We start from the raw sequence: 16,483 nt of genomic DNA, 5'->3' as shown, positions 1-16,483 counted from the left end.
CCCCTCCCCCTTACGACTCGGCCAGCTCGCGGGCGATGTCCAGGTGGCCGGCGTGGCGCATGTACTCCTCCAGGACGTGGAACATGATCCACGCCAGCGTCGGCGGCTCCTCGGGCGGCTGGAACCGGCCGATCCGCGAGGCCACGTCGGACAGGCCCGCCCCCGCCACCGCCCGCCTGGACCGCTCGCACTGCGCCAGGTAGAAGTCCTTGATCTCCTCGAACGACTCGGCCGCGACGAGCATGCCATCCTCGTCGCGGTCGCTCCACGGGTCCTCGACCTGCTCGCCCGCGAAGTCCCAGACGAACCAGCGCCGCTCCATGTACGCCAGGTGCTTGAGCATCGACACGGGCGTCCACCCCGACGGCACCCGGCTCACCTCGGGTTCGGGGAACCCGTCCAGCTTGCGCAGGATCTCCTCGCGATAGTGGTCGAGGTAGCCCTCCAGCAGCGCGCGGGGGTCGGAAAGCTGGTTGGACGGCTCGCTCATGAGGGCTGCTCCGGGGCGACGACAGGGACGATCTCCGGCGCGCCGAGCCTGATCGCGTCGGCCTCCTGGTCGGAGACCTGCTCCTGCGAGCGGCGCTCCGCCTCGACACGCTTTGTGTAGTATTCCACCTCCCTTTTCACCTGCTCGTTGTCCCAGCCGAGCGGCCCGGCCATCAGCTCGGCGGCCTCCTGCGCCACGGCCAGGCCGCGGTGGAAGGTCTCGATCGAGATGCGCGTACGCCGGGTCAGCACGTCGTTGAGATGCCTGGCCCCCTCGTGGGTGGCGGCGTAGACGATCTCGGCGCGCAGATAGTCGTCGGCTCCCGACAGCGGCCTGCCCAGCGACGGCTCGTGCTCGATCAGCTCCAGCACCTCGTCGATCATCGAGCCGTAGCGCTGCAGCAGGTGCTCGATCCTGGCCACGTGCAGCCCGGAGGTGAGGGCGATGCGGTGCCTGGAGTTCCACAGCGCCTGGAAGCCCTCGGCGCCCGCGAGCGGGATGCGGTCGGTGCACGAGCGCGGCACCCGCTGGTCGAGCCCGTGCGCCACGGCGTCCACCGCGTCCTTGGCCATGACCCGGTAGGTCGTGTACTTCCCGCCCGCGATCATGACCAGGCCCGGCACCGGGTGCGCCACCACGTGCTCCCTGGACAGCTTGGAGGTCTCCTCCGACTCGCCCGACAGCAGCGGGCGCAGCCCCGCGTAGACGCCTTCGACGTCGTCGTGGTTCAGGGGCACGGACAGGACGGAGTTGACGTGGTCGAGCAGGTAGTCGATGTCCGCGCGGGAGGCGGCGGGGTGGCTCTTGTCGAGCGTCCACTCGGTGTCGGTGGTGCCGATGATCCAGTGGCGGCCCCAGGGGATCACGAAGAGCACGGACTTCTCCGTACGCAGGATGATCCCGGTCAGCGAGTGGATCCGGTCCCGTGGGACCACGAGGTGGATGCCCTTGGACGCGCGTACGTGGATCTGGCCCCGGCCTCCGACCAGTTCCTGGATGTCGTCGGTCCAGACGCCGGTGGCGTTCACCACCTGCTGGGCGCGTACGTCCAGCTCGTCGCCCAGCTCCAGGTCGCGCACGCGTACGCCGGTGACCCGCTCGCCCTCCCGCAGGAACCCCAGCACCTGCGCCCGCGGCGCGATCTGCGCGCCGTAGGTGGCGGCGGTGCGCAGCAGGCTCACCACGTAGCGGGCGTCGTCCATCTGCGCGTCCCAGTACTGGACGGCGCCCGTGAGGGCGGACTTCTTGAGCGCCGGGGCCAGCCGCAGCGCCCGCGACCTGGACAGATGCCGGTGGCCCGGCACCCCGCGGGTGGTCCCGGCCGCGGCGCCGAGCATGTCGTAGAGCGCCACGCCCGCGCCGACGTAGACCCGCTCCCACACGTAGTGGGTCAGCGGGAAGAGGAACGGCACCGGCTTGACCAGGTGCGGGGCGATCCGCTGCAGCAGCAGCGCCCGCTCCCGCAGGGCCTCGCGCACCAGCTCGAAGTTGAGCTGTTCCAGGTATCGCAGGCCCCCGTGGATGAGCTTCGAGGAGCGCGAGGAGGTGCCGGAGGCGAAGTCCCTGGCCTCCACCAGGGCCACGTCGAGCCCCCTGGTCGCGGCGTCGAGCGCGATCCCGGCGCCCACGATGCCGCCGCCGACCACGACCACGTCGAAGTTCTCCCCGGCCATGCGCTCCAAGGCCGCGGTCCGCTCCGCCGGCCCGAGCTGAGCCACGCACCTTCCCGGCGTCATATCTCCCCCTGATACGGCTTTGTCGCCTGCGCCTCGATACCTACCCTCAGGGCGGTCACGCTGTAACGCGGCGGGCGACGGCGCCGGGGGTCAGGCGCGGATGACCTTCACGCCCGCCTCCGTCAGCTCCGCGGCCAGCGCGTCGGAGAGCTGGGCGTCGGTGACCAGCGTGTCGATCTGCCCGATCGGGCAGATCCGGGAGAAGGCCCGCTTCCCGACCTTGGAGGAGTCGGCCACCACGACCACGTGCGCGGCCCGGCTGATCAGCAGGTGGTTGACGCTCGCCTCCCCCTCGTGGTGGGCCGACGCGCCGAGCTCGACGTCGAGCGCGTCCACCCCGAGGAACGCCACGTCCAGCGTCACCTGCTCCAGCACCCCGGTGGCCAGCGGCCCGATGAGCTCGTACGACTGCTGCCTGGCCACCCCGCCGGTCACCACGATCTTGACGTGCTGGCGGACGGTCAGCTCGGCCGCGATGTTCAGCGCGTTCGTGACGATCGTGAACCCGCTCTCCAGCGTGGACAGCGTGGCGAGCGTGCGCGCCAGCTCCGAGGTGGTCGTGCCGCCGTTGAGCCCCACCACGGCGCCGGGCGTCACCAGCTCGGCCGCCGCCGTCGCGATGCGGTGCTTCTCGTCGGCGTGCCTGGCCGTCTTGTAGCGCAGCGGCAGGTCGTAGCTCACGCTCTGCGCGACCGCCCCGCCCCGCGTGCGCATGAGCATCTGCTGCTGGGCCAGCTGGTCGAAGTCCCGCCGGATCGTCGCCGTGGAGACGCCGAGCGCCTGGCTGGCCTCCTCCACCGACAGTCTGCCCTCCTGGGCCACCAGCTCGAGGATGGCGTTCCAGCGGTCGTACCGGGACACAAGGCCTCCTAGGCGATGGGGACAAGGGCAAGCGTGGCACAACCAGCCAGGGCAGGGCCAACAGTGTCCATTAATGCACTTTCCTGGTATAAAACCAGCAGAAACAATCAATCGCCGGGGAGGCAAGTGGTGACCACCCACACCGAGGCCGAGATCGCGTCCCAGCCGTCGTGCTGGCGCCGCGCCATCGCGAGCGTTCCCGCCGACGCGCTGCCGCGCCACGGCGAGCGGGTCGCCGTGGTCGGGTGCGGCACGTCGTGGTTCATCGCGATGGCGTACGCCGCCCTGCGCGAGCGGGCCGGGCACGGCGAGACCGACGCCTTCGCCGCCTCCGAGGCCCCGATCGGGCGCTCGTACGACCGCGTGCTCGCGCTGACCCGCTCCGGCACCACGACCGAGGTGCTGGAGCTGCTGGCCAGGACGACCACGAAGACCACGGCCATCACCGCCGACCCCGACACTCCGATCATGACGGCCGCCGACGAGGTCGTCGTGCTCGACTACGCCGACGAGCAGTCGGTCGTGCAGACCAGGTTCGCGACCACGCAGCTGGCCCTGCTGCGTGCCAGCCTCGGCGAGGACCTCACCAAGGCCGTCGAGGACGCCGAAGCCGCCGTGGCCGCGCCGCTGCCCGACGAGCTGGTGCGGGCCGAGCAGTTCAGCTTCCTCGGCGCCGGCTGGTCGGTCGGCCTGGCGCAGGAGGCGGCGCTGAAGATGCGCGAGGCGTCCCGCTCGTGGACGGAGGCGTACCCGGCGATGGAGTACCGGCACGGCCCGATCAGCATCGCCGCTCCCGGACGCGTGACGTGGATGCTCGGCGCCGCCCCCGAGGGCCTGCGCGCGCAGGTCGAGGAGACCGGCGGGACGTTCTTCGAGACCGCGCTCGACCCCATGGCCGAGCTGATCCGCGCGCAGCGGGTGGCCGTCGCCCGGGCCTTCGCCCAAGGGCTGAACCCGGACGAGCCCATGCACCTCACGCGATCTGTGATCCTTTCTTCATGAGCCTTACTCTTGCCGACGCCAGGATCGTGACCCCCGAGGGGGTCCACGAGGGGTGGCTGACCATCGAAGACGGCCGCATCACGCATGTCGGCCGCGGATCCGCCCCAGGTCAGGGTCTGAGCGTGGGTGGGCGGCACGTCATCCCCGGGTTCGTGGACATCCACAACCACGGGGGCGCGGGCGGCTCGTTCCCGACCGGCGAGCAGGACAAGGCGCGTGAGGCCGTCGAGCTGCACCGCCGCCACGGCACCACCACGACGATGGCCAGCCTGGTCACCGACTCGATCGACGGGCTGACCAGGGCCGTGGCGGCGCTGGCCGAGCTGTGCGAGGAAGGGCTGCTGACCGGCATCCATCTCGAAGGCCCCTACATCGCCAAGGCCCGCTGCGGCGCGCACGACCCGACGCTGCTGCGGGAGCCGTCCCGGCAGGAGCTCTCGGAGCTGCTGAAGGCCGGGCGCGGGCACGTCCGCATGGTGACCATCGCGGCCGAGCTGCCCGGCGCGCTCGACTTCATCCGCATGGCCGCCGCCGAAGGCGTGATCGCGGCCGTGGGGCACAGCGACGCCGACTACGAGACGACGATCGAGGGCATCGAGGCGGGCGCGAGCGTGGCGACCCACCTCTACAACGCGATGCCGCCGCTGGGCCACCGCGCGCCCGGCCCGGTGGCCGCGCTGCTCGACGACGAGCGGGTGACGGTCGAGCTGATCAACGACGGCGTGCACGTGCATCCGGCCATGCTGCGCCTGGCGTATGAGGTGGCGGGTCCCGGCCGGACGGCGCTGATCACCGACGCGATGTCGGCCACCGGGCTCGGCGACGGCGACTACGTGCTCGGCCCCATGCGGGTGCGGGTGGAGGACGGCGTGGCCAGGCTGGTCGAGGGCGGCTCGATCGCGGGATCCACGCTGACCATGGACGTCGCGTTCCGGCGCAGCGTCCAGGAGGTCGGGATGTCGCTGCCCGACGCGGTCCAGGTGGCCTCCCTGACGCCCGCGCGGGTGCTGGGCTTGGCCGACCGGATCGGCTCGATCGCCGTGGGCAAGGCGGCCGACCTGGTGGTCCTGTCCGACTCGCTGGAGGTGGCCGGGGTGATGAAGGACGGCGTCTGGATCACGGAGCCCTGATGATCCTCACCGTGACGCTCAACGCCGCCCTCGACGTGACCTACCAGGTCCCCGACGTCGACTGGGACGGGGTCAACCGGGTCAGCGCGGTGCACCGGCGCGCCGGCGGCAAGGGCGTCAACGTCGCCCGCGTCCTGGCCGCGCTGGGCCAGGACGTGCTGGTCACGGGGCTCGCGGGCGGCCCCACCGGGCGGGCGATCGAGGACGACCTGCGGGCGGCCGGCCTGCCCGCCGCCCTGCACCCCGTCGCCGCCGACTCCCGCACGACGCTGGTCGTCTCGGAGCAGGCGGGCACGCGTACGGCGCTGTTCAACGAGCCCGGCCCGGAGGTCACCCCCGCCGAGCTGGCGGGCTTCGTCCGGCGTTTCGAATCGCTCCTCGACGCCGCCGGCGCGGTCGTCATCTCGGGTAGCCTCCCGCGTGGCGTCCCCGCCGACACCTACGCCACGCTGGCGGCCGTCGCCGCCGGCAAGGGGGTCCCGGCCATCGTGGACGCCGACGGCGATCCCCTCCGCCACGCTCCCAAGGGCCGCCCCTCCGTGGTCAAGCCCAACCGGGAGGAGCTGGCCAGGGCCGTCCCCGGCGGCAGCCCGGCCGAGGGCGCGCAGGCGCTGCGCAGCCAGGGCGCCGGGGCCGTGGTGGTGTCCATGGGCGCCGACGGGCTGCTGGCGGTCACCGGGGAGGGCACCTTCACCGCGCGCATGCCGTACACCGTGCGGGGTAATCCGACGGGGGCGGGCGACTCGCTGGTCGCCGGGCTCGCGCTGGGCCTGGTGGAGTCGGCGTCGTGGCCCGACAGCCTCAGGCGGGCCGCGGCGCTCGGCGCGGCCGCCGTGGCCGCGCCCGTGGCCGGCGACTTCGACCCCGACGTCTACGCCGACATACACCCCCAGATCATCATCACGTAAGGAGCACGTCATGCCCCTTGTTGCCATCGGCGACATCGTCCGCCAGTCGCCCGCCGGGGTGGGCGCCTTCAACGTGATCCAGCTCGAGCACGCCACCGCCATCGTGGCCGGCGCCGAGGCCCTGGGCCTGCCGGTCGTGCTGCAGATCAGCGAAAACTGCGTGCGCTACCACGGCGCGCTGGAGCCCGTCGCGCTGGCGTCGCTGGCGGTGGCCAGGCGGGCCGAGGTGCCGGTCGCGGTCCACCTCGACCACGCCACCGACCGCGCGCTCGTGGAGGAGGCGGTGAAGCTGGGGCTCGGCTCGGTGATGTTCGACGCCTCGGCCCTGCCCGACGACGACAACGTCCGCACGACCGCCGAGGTGGTGGCGTGGTGCCACGAGCGCGGAGTGTGGGTGGAGGCCGAGCTGGGCGAGGTCGGGGGCAAGGACGGCGTGCACGCGCCCGGCGCGCGCACCAAGCCGCACGAGGCGGTCGACTACGTCGCCAAGACCGGGGTCGACGCCCTGGCCGTGGCCGTGGGCACCTCGCACGCCATGACGACCAAGGACGCGGTGCTGGACCTGGCGCTCATCGCCGAGCTGCGGGCCGCGGTGCCGGTGCCGCTGGTGCTGCACGGCTCGTCGGGGGTGCCGGACGACGTGCTGCGCGAGGCCGTGCGGACCGGCATGAAGAAGATCAACATCGCGACCCACCTGAACAAGGCGTTCACCGGCGCGGTGCGCGACTACCTGGCCCACGACGAGCGCGTGGTCGACTCCCGCAAATATCTCAAGGCCGGGCGGGACGCGGTGGCCAGGGAGGTCAGCCACCTCCTGGGTGTCCTCACGGGGTGAGCTGTTTGCGCATCATGACCGCGGAGCGGCCTTCGACGCCCATGCGGCCGGTCTCGACGTAGCCGAGCGACTCGTACAGCGCGATGTTGGTGGTCATCTTGACGTTGGTGTAGAGGCGCAGCGCGGGCAGCCCCAGCCTGCGCGCCTCCTCCTCGGCGTACGCCATCAGCGCCCGCCCGAGGCCCTTGCCCTGGCGGCCGGGCCGCACGGCGACGTTCTCCACCAGCAGGACGCCGTCCTCGGGGACGAGCACGATGAGCCCGTCGAGGAGCCCGTCGAGCGCGTCGGTGACGTGCACCCGGCCGGCCGCGATGAGCGCGCCGTAGTCGGCCTCCATCGGCAGCGGCCGCATGCCGACGACCTCGATCCAGGGCGAGTACGCGTCGTGGACCAGCCGCTCCACGGCCGCCTTGTCGGTGTGATCCGCCAGTCTCATGCCGCCAATGTTGCCAGCACGCGTTCGACCTGTCGTTCGAAGGTGCCCGGCGGATTGCGCGGGTGCTCGTGCGAGAGCAGGAACAGCCAGACGAGCGCGTGCAGCTTGCGGCAGTCGCGCATCCGCCGCTCCTCCGCCGGGCTCAGCTCGAACCGGTGCGCGATCTCCACCTCGCCGTCCACCCACATCGACACGTGCTCGGCCGCCTCGGCCAGCTCGAACGCCACGTCGCTGCGCCCCGAGTCCTCGTAGTCGACGATGCGGACGCGGGTGCCGTCCCACAGGAAGTTCGCCAGGTTGCCGTCTCCCGCCCCGAACGCCGGCGTGACCCCCGACTCGCCCGGCGACCAGCTCCGCAGCCACCGCGTGCCCTCCTTGACCGCCCGGTCCGCCAGCGGGTCCCTGGGCTGCCAGCGCTCGCCGCGCCGCCCGGTCCAGTCGGCGAGCGCCTCCAGCTGCCACGGGCGCAGCGGGACGGCCCGGAGCACGTGCGGCGGCACCGCGGTGTGCAGCTCGGTCAGCGCTTCGACCAGGGCCGCGACGTGTACGGCCGTCGCGAGCAGCCCGCGCAGCGACACCCCGTCGATCCGGGACATCGTCACCACGCCGTCCTCGTAGCCGATCGGCTCGGGGGCCAGGCCGGGGGCGTGCTCGGCCAGCAGGTTCAGCGCGCGCCACTCGCGCTCGGCCGCGCCGGGCTTGCTGTCCATGTAGCGCTTGATGACGACGTCGCCGGCGAAGGCCAGCTCGTGCGTGTGGCGTAGGTCGGCCATGCCCGCATGCTAGGGCACCAACCGCTCAACGGCGCTGGTCACGAGCTTGTGGATCTCCTCCTCGCCGAACACGTCGGGCAGCGTGAGCCGCTCGACGACCAGCCAGTTCATGGCGAGGTAGAGCAGCACCACGCTCGTCGTGTCGCCGGGGAGGCCCGATTCGAGGTGGTTGCGCACGTTCGCGTCCACGTCGGCGCGGATCCGCTCGGTCAGCACGGCCCGCAGCTCCGGCCGCCGGGTGGCCTCCAGGCGCAGCTCCAGCAGCGCCAGGTAGCCCGACCTGTACGCCGCCACGCGATCGACCACCTCGTGCATCAGCGCGACCAGCCGGTCGCGGTCACGCGGCCCGCTCATGTGGGCGGCGGTCATGGCGGCCTCCGGCTGCAGGAGCTCGTAGATCCGGCCGCCCGCCTGGGTGAACAGCTCGTCGCGACTGGGGAAGTAGTTGGACGCGGTGCCCGGCGGCACCTCCGCCTGCTTGTCCACCGCCCTGAACGTCAGCCCACGGGCCCCTTCCCTGGCCAGCACCTCGATCGCGGCATCGACCAGCGCCGTCCGCCTGGCGACGTTCTGCCTGACCACGTTGACACCACTCCATCTGTAGTACTACGGTCAAATCACTTCAACCATAGTACTTTATCTGGAGTCATGTTGCGGAAGCTCGTGTACTACATCGCCACCTCCATCGACGGCTACATCGCGGGGCCGAACGGCGAGTTCGACTTCTACCCGTGGGCCGACGACATGATGGCCGACGTCAACGCCCGTTACCCCGAGACCGTCCCCACCCACCTCCGCGCCATGATCGGCCTCGACGCGCCCAACCAGCGCTTCGACACGGTGCTCATGGGCCGCGCCAGCTACCAGGTCGACAAGGCCGTGACCAGCCCGTACGCCCACCTGCGGCAGTACGTCGTGTCCAGCACCATGGAGGTCGAGGACCCGGCCGTCGAGTTGGTCACCGGCGACCCGCTCGGCCTGGTGCGCCGGCTCAAGCAGGAGGAGGGTCTGGACATCTACCTCTGCGGGGGCGGCAAGCTGGCCGGCGCCCTGCTGCCGGAGATCGACGAGCTGATCATCAAGTGCTACCCGGTGGTGGCCGGGGCGGGCATCCCGGCGTTCGACGGCGAGTTCCGGCCGACCGTGTTCACGCTGACCGGCTCGAAGACGTACAGCAACGGGGCGGTGGTCATGACGTACGCCCGCCAGTGATCAGCCGCCTGCGCAGGAAGTCCCGCTCCACGTCGTTGCCCGCCCGCGCGGCCGCGGCCTCGTACGCCGCCGCGGCCTCCTCCTCGCGCCCGAGCCGCCGCAGCAGGTCAGCCCGCACCGCGTGGAACATGTAGTAGTCGTCGGGCCCCTTGAGCAGCCCCAACGCCGCCTCGGGTCCCTCCACCTCGGCCACCGCCACCGCCCGGTGCACCGCCACGACCGGGCCCGGGTCGAGTTGCGCCAGCAGGTCGTACAGCCGCACGATCTGACCCCAGTCGGTGTCCTTCGCGCTCGCCGCGTCGCTGTGCACGGCGTTGATCGCGGCCTGGATCTGGTACGGGCCGGGCTCGTCACGCCGCAGGCACCGCCGTACGAGCTCCTGGCCCTCCGCGATGAGCTCGCGGTCCCACAGCCCGCGGTCCTGCTCCCCCAGCAGTACCAGCTCGCCCTCCTCGGAGGTACGGGCGGCGCGGCGCGACTCGATCAGCAGCATCAGCGCCAGCAGCCCCATGACCTCGGGCTCGTCCGGCACGAGCTCGACCAGCAATCGCCCGAGCCGGACGGCCTCGGCGCACAGGTCCGCGCGGACGGCCGTATATCCCTCGTTGAAGATCAGGTAGACCACGGCCAGCACCGCGCGCAGGCGTTCGGGCAGATCGGCCTGCGCCGGGATCCGGTACGGGATCCCCGCGGTCCGGATCTTGCTCTTCGCCCGCACCAGCCGCTGCGCCAGCGTCGCCTCGGGCACCAGGAACGCGCGGGCGATCTCCGCCGTCGTCAGCCCGCCGAGCAGCCGCAGCGTGAGAGCCACCCGCGCGTGGACGGCCAGCGCGGGGTGGCAGCACGTGAAGATCAGCCGCAACCGGTCGTCCTGGACGGGCCCCACGTCCACGGGCTCGTCCTGGGCGTGCAGGAGCGCGGCCTGCGCGTACTTGCCAGGCCGCGCCGACTCCCTGCGCAACCGGTCGACGGCCCGGTTGCGGGCGGTCGTGATGATCCACCCGGCCGGGCTCGGCGGCACGCCGGCGGACGGCCATTGCCGCACCGCCACGCTGAACGCCTCCTGCACCGCCTCCTCGGCGATGTCGATGTCACCGAAGACCCGCACGAGCACCGCGACGGACCTGCCGTACTCCTCGCGGAACACCCGCTCGACCGCGGTCTCCGGCATGGGCGTCAGCGCTGGATCGGGGCCACCACGACCTCGACGCGCTGGAATTCCTTGATGTCCGAGTAGCCGGTGGAGGCCATGGTCCGCTTGAGCGCGCCCATCAGGTTCATCGAGCCGTCGGCCACGCTCGACGGCCCGTGCAGGATCTGCTCCAGCGTGCCGACCGTCCCGAACTCGACCCGCCGGCCGCGCGGCAGGTCGGGGTGGTGCGCCTCCGAACCCCAGTGGAACCCGTGACCCGGCGCCTCGGCGGCCCTGGCCAGCGGCGAGCCCACCATCACGGCGTCGGCCCCGCAGGCGATGGCCTTGGCGATGTCACCGGAGGTGCCCATGCCGCCGTCGGCGATCACGTGCACGTAGCGCCCGCCGGACTCGTCCATGTAGTCGCGCCGCGCCGCCGCCACGTCGGAGATCGCCGTGGCCATCGGCACGGCGACGCCCAGCACGTTGCGCGTCGTGTGCGAGGCGCCGCCGCCGAAGCCCACCAGCACGCCCGCCGCGCCGGTGCGCATCAGGTGCAGGGCCGCCGTGTACGTGGCGCAGCCGCCCACGATGACCGGCACGTCCAGCTCGTAGATGAACTGCTTGAGGTTGAGCGGCTCGGCCCGGCCCGAGACGTGCTCGGCCGACACGGTGGTGCCGCGGATGACGAAGATGTCGACACCCGCGTCGATCACGGCCTTGTGGTACTGGACCGTACGCTGCGGCGACAGCCGCACGGCGGTGGTCACGCCGGAGGCCCGGATCTCCTCGATCCGCCGGCCGATCAGGTCCTCCTGGATCGGCGCCGCGTAGATCTCCTGGAGCCGCTTGGTGGCCGCCTCCGCGTCGAGCGCGGCGCACTCCTCCAGCAGCGACGACGGGTCCTCGTAACGCGTCCAGAGCCCTTCGAGGTCCAGCGGCGCGAGGCCGCCGAGGCGGCCGATCTCGATCGCGGTCGCCGGGGACACCACGCTGTCCATGGGCGCGACCACTACCGGCAGCTCGAACCGGTAGGCGTCGATCTGCCAGGCGATCGAGACCTCCTCCGGGTCCCGGGTGCGCCGCGAGGGAACAAGGCCGATCTCGTCAAGCGAGTACGCCCGCCGTCCGGCCTTGCCCCGGCCGATCTCCACCTGCTGAGTCATGAACTTACCTTCTGTGATAGTTCGGAGCTTCCACGGTCATCTGGATGTCGTGGGGGTGGCTCTCCTTGAGGCCCGCCGCCGTGATCGGCATGAGCTCGCAGTCGGTGTGCATCTGCATGATCGTGCGGCAGCCGGCGTACCACATGCCCTGGCGCAGGCCCCCGACGAGCTGGTGCGCGACGGCCGCGACCGGGCCGCGGTAGGGCACCTGACCCTCGATGCCCTCGGGGATGTACTTGTCGTCGCCGCCGACGTCGGCCTGGGCGTAGCGGTCCTTGCTGAAGGAGGTGCCGCCGCGCTCGCGGTTGCGCACCGCGCCGAGCGAGCCCATGCCCCGGTACGACTTGAACTGCTTGCCGTTGATGAAGATCAGCTCACCGGGCGACTCCTCGCAGCCGGCGAGCAGCGAGCCCAGCATGACCGTGTCGGCGCCGGCCGCGATGGCCTTGACGATGTCGCCGGAGTACTGCAGGCCGCCGTCGCCGATGACCGGCACGCCCGCGGGCGCGCACGCCTTGGACGCCTCGTAGATGGCAGTGACCTGCGGCGCGCCGACCCCGGCCACCACCCGCGTGGTGCAGATCGAGCCGGGCCCGACGCCCACCTTGACCGCGTCCGCGCCCGCGTCGACCAGCATCTGCGCCCCGGCCCGGGTCGCGATGTTGCCCGCGACGACCTGCACCTTGCTGTTGGCCTTGATCTTGCCGACCATGTCGGCCAGGCCCTTGGAGTGACCGTGGGCCACGTCGACGACCACCACGTCGACGCCGGCCTCGATCAGCGCCTTGGCCCGCAGCTCGGCGTCGCCACCGACGCCGACGGCGGCCCCCACGACCAGCCGGCCGTCGGCGTCCTTGGTGGACAGCGGATACTGCTCGCTCTTGGTGAAGTCCTTGACCGTGACCAGGCCGCGCAGCCTGCCTTCGGAGTCGACCAGCGGCAGCTTCTCGATCTTGTTCTGCCGGAGCAGGGCGAACGCCTCGTCACGCGACACCCCGACCGGGGCGGTGACCAGCGGCATCTTGGTCATGACCTCGCGCACGGCACGCGACTGGTCGGTCTCGAAGCGCATGTCGCGGTTGGTCACGATGCCGAGCAGCGTGCCGTCCACGTCCGTCACGGGCACACCCGAGATCCGGTACGTCGCGCAGAGCTTCTCCACGTCGGCCAGCGTGTTGTCGGGGCTGCAGGTGACCGGGTTGGTGACCATGCCGGCCTCGGACCGCTTGACCAGGTCGACCTGCTGGGCCTGCTCCTCGACCGACAGGTTGCGGTGCAGGATGCCGATGCCGCCCTGGCGGGCCATGGCGACCGCCATGCGGGCCTCGGTGACGGTGTCCATGGCCGCGGAGACCAGCGGGATGGACAGCGTGATGCCTCGGGACAGCCGGGCCCTGGTATCGGCCTCGCCTGGCTGCAGGTCTGAATAGCCGGGCACCAGCAGCACGTCATCGAAGGTCAAACCTGTCTCGGTGAACTTGGACATGCTGCGGCCCCCTCTTGCCGTTGCTCTGATTGAGCCAAGTCTAGGCCCTGCCTCCAAACTGCGCCGCAGCACCCACACCCGCCACGCCCACCGCCTTCTCCACCCCCAGGACCCCCTTCAACCGATCACCCCCACCGGCCCCCAACTCCCCACTCCCCACCGCCACCGCACAGCCGCCACCCCGAACCACCGCAACCCCGCACCGCACCACGACCCCTTTACGTCCCACGACCGCCACCCTTGGGGGCGTCATCGGCACCAAGCGAGGGCCAGTCGCCATCCGGCATACCCCGCTCGACGCCGCCGCCACCCGTCGGCCGCACCACCCGGGCCGCGGCGAAAACGGCGATGCCGGGAGCACGATGACCCCCACGGCCCGTCGTACTCCCGGCATCGAAAAGTGCCGAGACACGGGACGGTCGGTGATCCGTCCCGTGTCTCGGCCACCGGCATCCGGGTCGAGGCGACGCTTGGCGCCACCGAACCCCCCTCCGCGTCCTGATGGCCCGCTGTCGCTTCAGCCCTCACAGGATGCCGACGCTAGGTAAAGCCTGCGTTACGGAACGGAACAACGCAATGTGAAAACGTGCAATTGCACGAAGTTGCACACCGCGCTCCGACCAGTCACCGCAACGGGGGGACACGAGCGTAATGCGGGGTTATCCTCACGGCACGCCCGTGTCCCCCCAACGGAGCCGCCCCTAATGCGCAACGAGCCCCGTACGATGCCTGATCCTTTCGAGACGCTGGGCCTCGACCCGACGCAGACCGCGCTGTACACCGCGGTGTTGCGCCTGCACCGCGCGACCCGCACCGATCTCGCGCAGGCCATGGACGGTCCCGTCGAGAAGGTCGGCCGCCAGCTCGACGACCTCGTCAAGCTGGGCGTGATCGACGAGCAATCGGGGGAATACCTGGCCAGGCACCCGGCCGCGGCCCTCGGCAGGGTGATCGCCGATCGGCTCGACCGGCTGGCGGAGGAGAGCCGCAGGATCGACTCGGCGCTCGGCTCGATCCGGTCGCTGATCCGCGACTACGACGCCGGCCGCGACTACCAGAGCGGCACCTTCACGGTGGAGATGGTGAACGGGGCCGACGTGCTGTACGAGAGCGTGGTCGGTATAGCCGTGCAGTCTCCGCCGATGGAATTATTGACCGCGGTTCCCGACGAACGCACAATGATCGATTTCGCGCGCAAATTTGCGGAACTATGGATTGACGCGCAAGAACGAAAACTTCTCACGGTTCACGTGATCATTCCGGTTTCGACTCTGGTTCTGCCGGGCGTACGCGACCAGCTCACCCGGGTGCTGGAGACGGGCGGCAAGGTACGCACGCTGGACCGGGTGCCGAGCTGGTTCATGACCGCGGGGCCCGAGGTCGCGGGCCTGCCCCCGTACTGGGGCGGCAACCTTCCGGACCACGCGTACAACTTCTATCTGATCCGCACGCCGATCGTCGTGGGCATGCTCCGCACGCTGTTCAGGGAGCTGTGGGCCAGGGCCGTGCCCCTGCCGTGGGGCCGCCGGGGCGACGGCATGGTCCAGGTCCTCCGCCTGGCCGCCCAGGGCATGTGTGACGACTCCATAGCCCGCCAACTGGGCGTATCGGTGCGAACGGTCCGGGCGAGGTTCGCGGACGCCATGTCCGAACTGGGCGCTCAGTCGCGTTTCCACGCAGGCGTGGAGGCGGCCAGGCGCGGATGGCTGAGGTAATGTCCACCGCTCGGGCCGCTTCGGTCATATGGTGGGAAGGTGCTGGAAGACGTCCCCCGCGACCCGTTCGCGGACGACCCGAACGACCCTTCCTCGGCGATGGGCGCCCTCGACGACGCCGAGCCACTCACCGCAGCCGAACGCGACGAGGCCATCACGGACCTCGCTGACGTCGAGGTCTTCCGCTCCCTGCTCGAACCGCAGGGGGTCCTGGGCCTCGTACTCGACTGCCCTGAATGCGGCGAGCAGCACTTCTTCGACTGGGAGCTGCTGCGCGGCAACCTACGACAAATGATCGAGAAAGGCCAGCCGCAGGTCCACGAGCCGGCCTTTCACCCGGACCCCGCCGACTACGTCAGCTGGGAGTACGCCAGAGGCTACGTCGACGGCGTCATCGACACGGAGGAACGCCGCTGACCGACATCATCGAGCAGCACGGCCAGCAACCGCACGGCTGGATCGCCTGAGTCAGGGCTCTCTCCACGACCGAGCGCGTCGAGCAGCGCGTCGGTCTCCTCCTCTGGCGTCAAGCCGACTCCAGCTCGGCCATCTGCCGCAACCTGGCAAGCGCCCGATGCTGGGCGACACGAACCGCACCCGGTGACATACCGAGTACATTACCGGTCTCCTCAGCCGACAACCCTGACACCACCCGCAACAGCAGCAACTCGCGCTGATTCTCGGGCAATCTGGCCAGGAGCCTGCGCGCGTGCTCGACCTCGATGTAGCGGACCACGGTCTCCTCGGGCCCCGGCCCGTCGTCCGGCCCATCGGGCAGATCCTGAGTCGGTACGGCCGAGCGCACCGAACTCCGTAGCGCGTCGGCCACTTTGTGCGAGGCGATCCCGAACACGAAGGAGGCGAACGGCCGCCCCATGTCGCGGTATCGCGGCAGCGCGGACAGGACCGCGATGCACACCTCCTGGGCTACGTCATCGGCAATGTGATATTGCCCTGAAACCCTGCCCAGCCGGGCGCGGCAATACCGCACCACCATCGGACGCAACTCACCGAGCAGGGATTCGATCGCACTGCGATCTCCCTGCACGGCGAGGCTCGTCAGTTCCCTAAGGTCGGAGTCATCCGTCCGTGCCGGAAGTCTCGACGCGAGCCTTACCCCAATTTTGGCGTCGGCGACGCTTCCCTCGCTCACGATAGGCATGATGCCCGCACTGATCCGGCCTGTCGTCATGGCGAACGGCTACGGATTGGTCACATTGAAGCGACGATAACGGGCAGTAATCAAATGACCACACTAAGGCTTAACTAGTGACATAATGTTTCATCCCATAACCTGGAATGCACGACAATTGTCAGATCCCGGACGCTTATCACCCACTGCCGGTTTACTCCAATAATCCACCTTTTCCGCCCACTTCTCCCCAACCGCCCGCGCCCAAGGGGTCCCGGGGCAAACGGCATGCTCCTCACACCGGCGACCCGCTTCGCATGGGGAGCCCAGGCAGCCCTGAAGGGGCAACCCCGATCCCCACCCACCAAGAGCCGTTCCGGCAGAGCGTCGTCACCACCACAAGCGCAACCGCTCGCCCCACAGCCGACCGAGCCCTCAGCCGACAAGGCCTTCACGATGCGCGCCGAAG

General features: G+C 70.7%; 17 protein-coding genes. 7 read left to right on the top strand and 10 right to left on the bottom strand.

Annotated features, from left to right (window positions below):
* Nucleotides 1-10: 10 nt before the first annotated feature.
* The 3 genes from AB0J87_RS02025 to AB0J87_RS02015 form a co-directional block, all read right to left on the bottom strand.
* Nucleotides 11-490, bottom strand: coding sequence for a DinB family protein (locus AB0J87_RS02025; protein ID WP_363962232.1), 480 nt, complete (start codon nucleotides 488-490; stop codon nucleotides 11-13).
* Nucleotides 487-2,226 (bottom strand): glycerol-3-phosphate dehydrogenase/oxidase, encoded by a 1,740-nt coding sequence (locus AB0J87_RS02020; protein WP_363962231.1) that lies wholly within the window; start codon nucleotides 2,224-2,226, stop codon nucleotides 487-489. Before AB0J87_RS02020 ends, AB0J87_RS02025 begins: the two co-directional genes overlap by 4 nt.
* Before the next feature lie 90 nt (nucleotides 2,227-2,316).
* Nucleotides 2,317-3,087, bottom strand: coding sequence for a DeoR/GlpR family DNA-binding transcription regulator (locus AB0J87_RS02015; RefSeq protein WP_363962230.1), 771 nt, complete (start codon nucleotides 3,085-3,087; stop codon nucleotides 2,317-2,319).
* A gap of 129 nt (nucleotides 3,088-3,216) precedes the next feature.
* Between AB0J87_RS02015 and AB0J87_RS02010 the strand changes: the two genes are divergently transcribed.
* Genes AB0J87_RS02010 through AB0J87_RS01995 form a run of 4 tightly spaced genes read left to right on the top strand, consistent with a single transcriptional unit; the run spans nucleotide 3,217 to nucleotide 6,962 of the window.
* A complete protein-coding gene (locus tag AB0J87_RS02010; protein WP_363962229.1) occupies nucleotides 3,217-4,089 on the top strand; it encodes a sugar isomerase in 873 nt (290 codons plus the stop codon).
* Nucleotides 4,086-5,219, top strand: coding sequence for an N-acetylglucosamine-6-phosphate deacetylase (gene nagA / locus AB0J87_RS02005; protein ID WP_363962228.1), 1,134 nt, complete (start codon nucleotides 4,086-4,088; stop codon nucleotides 5,217-5,219). Before AB0J87_RS02010 ends, nagA begins: the two co-directional genes overlap by 4 nt.
* A complete protein-coding gene (locus AB0J87_RS02000; protein WP_350731067.1) occupies nucleotides 5,219-6,127 on the top strand; it encodes a 1-phosphofructokinase family hexose kinase in 909 nt (302 codons plus the stop codon). Before nagA ends, AB0J87_RS02000 begins: the two co-directional genes overlap by 1 nt.
* Nucleotides 6,128-6,137: 10 nt before the next feature.
* On the top strand, nucleotides 6,138-6,962 hold the full coding sequence (locus AB0J87_RS01995) for a class II fructose-bisphosphate aldolase (RefSeq protein ID WP_355190304.1): 825 nt from the start codon (nucleotides 6,138-6,140) through the stop codon (nucleotides 6,960-6,962).
* Here the strand turns inward: AB0J87_RS01995 and AB0J87_RS01990 are convergent.
* From AB0J87_RS01990 to AB0J87_RS01980, 3 genes are read right to left on the bottom strand one after another with little or no spacing between them, the layout of a single operon-like run.
* Nucleotides 6,952-7,398, bottom strand: coding sequence for a GNAT family N-acetyltransferase (locus AB0J87_RS01990; protein WP_363962227.1), 447 nt, complete (start codon nucleotides 7,396-7,398; stop codon nucleotides 6,952-6,954). The two genes, AB0J87_RS01995 and AB0J87_RS01990, sit on opposite strands and share 11 nt — an antisense overlap.
* On the bottom strand, nucleotides 7,395-8,171 hold the full coding sequence (locus tag AB0J87_RS01985; protein WP_363962226.1) for a phosphotransferase: 777 nt from the start codon (nucleotides 8,169-8,171) through the stop codon (nucleotides 7,395-7,397). Before AB0J87_RS01985 ends, AB0J87_RS01990 begins: the two co-directional genes overlap by 4 nt.
* A 9-nt stretch (nucleotides 8,172-8,180) precedes the next feature.
* Nucleotides 8,181-8,753, bottom strand: coding sequence for a TetR family transcriptional regulator (locus AB0J87_RS01980; protein ID WP_363962225.1), 573 nt, complete (start codon nucleotides 8,751-8,753; stop codon nucleotides 8,181-8,183).
* Nucleotides 8,754-8,822: 69 nt separating this feature from the next.
* Here AB0J87_RS01980 and AB0J87_RS01975 point away from each other — a divergent pair, with 69 nt between their 5' ends.
* Nucleotides 8,823-9,383, top strand: a complete 561-nt coding sequence (locus tag AB0J87_RS01975) for a dihydrofolate reductase family protein (protein WP_363963085.1) — start codon at nucleotides 8,823-8,825, stop codon at nucleotides 9,381-9,383.
* Here the strand turns inward: AB0J87_RS01975 and AB0J87_RS01970 are convergent.
* Genes AB0J87_RS01970 through guaB form a run of 3 tightly spaced genes read right to left on the bottom strand, consistent with a single transcriptional unit; the run spans nucleotide 9,361 to nucleotide 13,167 of the window.
* The gene (locus AB0J87_RS01970; RefSeq protein ID WP_363962224.1) at nucleotides 9,361-10,554 is read right to left on the bottom strand and encodes a sigma-70 family RNA polymerase sigma factor; all 1,194 of its coding nucleotides are present in this window, start codon (nucleotides 10,552-10,554) and stop codon (nucleotides 9,361-9,363) included. The two genes, AB0J87_RS01975 and AB0J87_RS01970, sit on opposite strands and share 23 nt — an antisense overlap.
* Nucleotides 10,555-10,559: 5 nt before the next feature.
* Nucleotides 10,560-11,681: a GuaB3 family IMP dehydrogenase-related protein gene (locus AB0J87_RS01965; RefSeq protein ID WP_355190294.1), complete on the bottom strand. Its 1,122-nt coding sequence runs from the start codon at nucleotides 11,679-11,681 to the stop codon at nucleotides 10,560-10,562.
* Between the two features lie 4 nt (nucleotides 11,682-11,685).
* Entirely contained in the window at nucleotides 11,686-13,167 is a 1,482-nt protein-coding gene (gene guaB, locus AB0J87_RS01960; protein ID WP_363962223.1) for an IMP dehydrogenase, read from the bottom strand.
* Nucleotides 13,168-13,892: 725 nt separating this feature from the next.
* On the opposite strand from guaB, the gene AB0J87_RS01955 reads away from it, so the two are divergent.
* Nucleotides 13,893-14,882: a LuxR C-terminal-related transcriptional regulator gene (locus AB0J87_RS01955; RefSeq protein ID WP_363962222.1), complete on the top strand. Its 990-nt coding sequence runs from the start codon at nucleotides 13,893-13,895 to the stop codon at nucleotides 14,880-14,882.
* 39 nt (nucleotides 14,883-14,921) lie between these two features.
* Nucleotides 14,922-15,299 carry a DUF5319 domain-containing protein gene (locus tag AB0J87_RS01950; protein ID WP_090930411.1) on the top strand — a complete coding sequence of 126 codons (378 nt, stop codon included), beginning with the start codon at nucleotides 14,922-14,924 and terminating at the stop codon, nucleotides 15,297-15,299.
* Between the two features lie 109 nt (nucleotides 15,300-15,408).
* On the opposite strand, the gene AB0J87_RS01945 is transcribed toward AB0J87_RS01950, so the two are convergent.
* Nucleotides 15,409-16,044 (bottom strand): sigma-70 family RNA polymerase sigma factor, encoded by a 636-nt coding sequence (locus AB0J87_RS01945; RefSeq protein WP_132334441.1) that lies wholly within the window; start codon nucleotides 16,042-16,044, stop codon nucleotides 15,409-15,411.
* Nucleotides 16,045-16,483 lie beyond the last annotated feature (439 nt).

This window comes from Nonomuraea sp. NPDC049625, from assembly GCF_040675285.1.
Taxonomy (GTDB): domain Bacteria; phylum Actinomycetota; class Actinomycetes; order Streptosporangiales; family Streptosporangiaceae; genus Nonomuraea; species Nonomuraea angiospora_A.
The sequence above is the reverse complement of the archived record's forward strand: the minus strand, read 5'-3'. Positions and strand labels throughout refer to the sequence as shown.

Excerpts from the sequence above, each read along its gene's own strand:
- AB0J87_RS02025 (WP_363962232.1), bottom strand. The coding sequence starts at position 490 with ATGAGCGAGCCGTCCAACCAGCTTTCCGACCCCCGCGCGCTGCTGGAG.
- AB0J87_RS02020 (WP_363962231.1), bottom strand. The coding sequence starts at position 2,226 with ATGACGCCGGGAAGGTGCGTGGCTCAGCTCGGGCCGGCGGAGCGGACC.
- nagA (WP_363962228.1), top strand. The coding sequence starts at position 4,086 with ATGAGCCTTACTCTTGCCGACGCCAGGATCGTGACCCCCGAGGGGGTC.
- AB0J87_RS02000 (WP_350731067.1), top strand. The coding sequence starts at position 5,219 with ATGATCCTCACCGTGACGCTCAACGCCGCCCTCGACGTGACCTACCAG.
- AB0J87_RS01995 (WP_355190304.1), top strand. The coding sequence starts at position 6,138 with ATGCCCCTTGTTGCCATCGGCGACATCGTCCGCCAGTCGCCCGCCGGG.
- AB0J87_RS01990 (WP_363962227.1), bottom strand. The coding sequence starts at position 7,398 with ATGAGACTGGCGGATCACACCGACAAGGCGGCCGTGGAGCGGCTGGTC.
- AB0J87_RS01985 (WP_363962226.1), bottom strand. The coding sequence starts at position 8,171 with ATGGCCGACCTACGCCACACGCACGAGCTGGCCTTCGCCGGCGACGTC.
- AB0J87_RS01970 (WP_363962224.1), bottom strand. The coding sequence starts at position 10,554 with ATGCCGGAGACCGCGGTCGAGCGGGTGTTCCGCGAGGAGTACGGCAGG.
- AB0J87_RS01965 (WP_355190294.1), bottom strand. The coding sequence starts at position 11,681 with ATGACTCAGCAGGTGGAGATCGGCCGGGGCAAGGCCGGACGGCGGGCG.
- guaB (WP_363962223.1), bottom strand. The coding sequence starts at position 13,167 with ATGTCCAAGTTCACCGAGACAGGTTTGACCTTCGATGACGTGCTGCTG.
- AB0J87_RS01955 (WP_363962222.1), top strand. The coding sequence starts at position 13,893 with ATGCCTGATCCTTTCGAGACGCTGGGCCTCGACCCGACGCAGACCGCG.
- AB0J87_RS01945 (WP_132334441.1), bottom strand. The coding sequence starts at position 16,044 with ATGCCTATCGTGAGCGAGGGAAGCGTCGCCGACGCCAAAATTGGGGTA.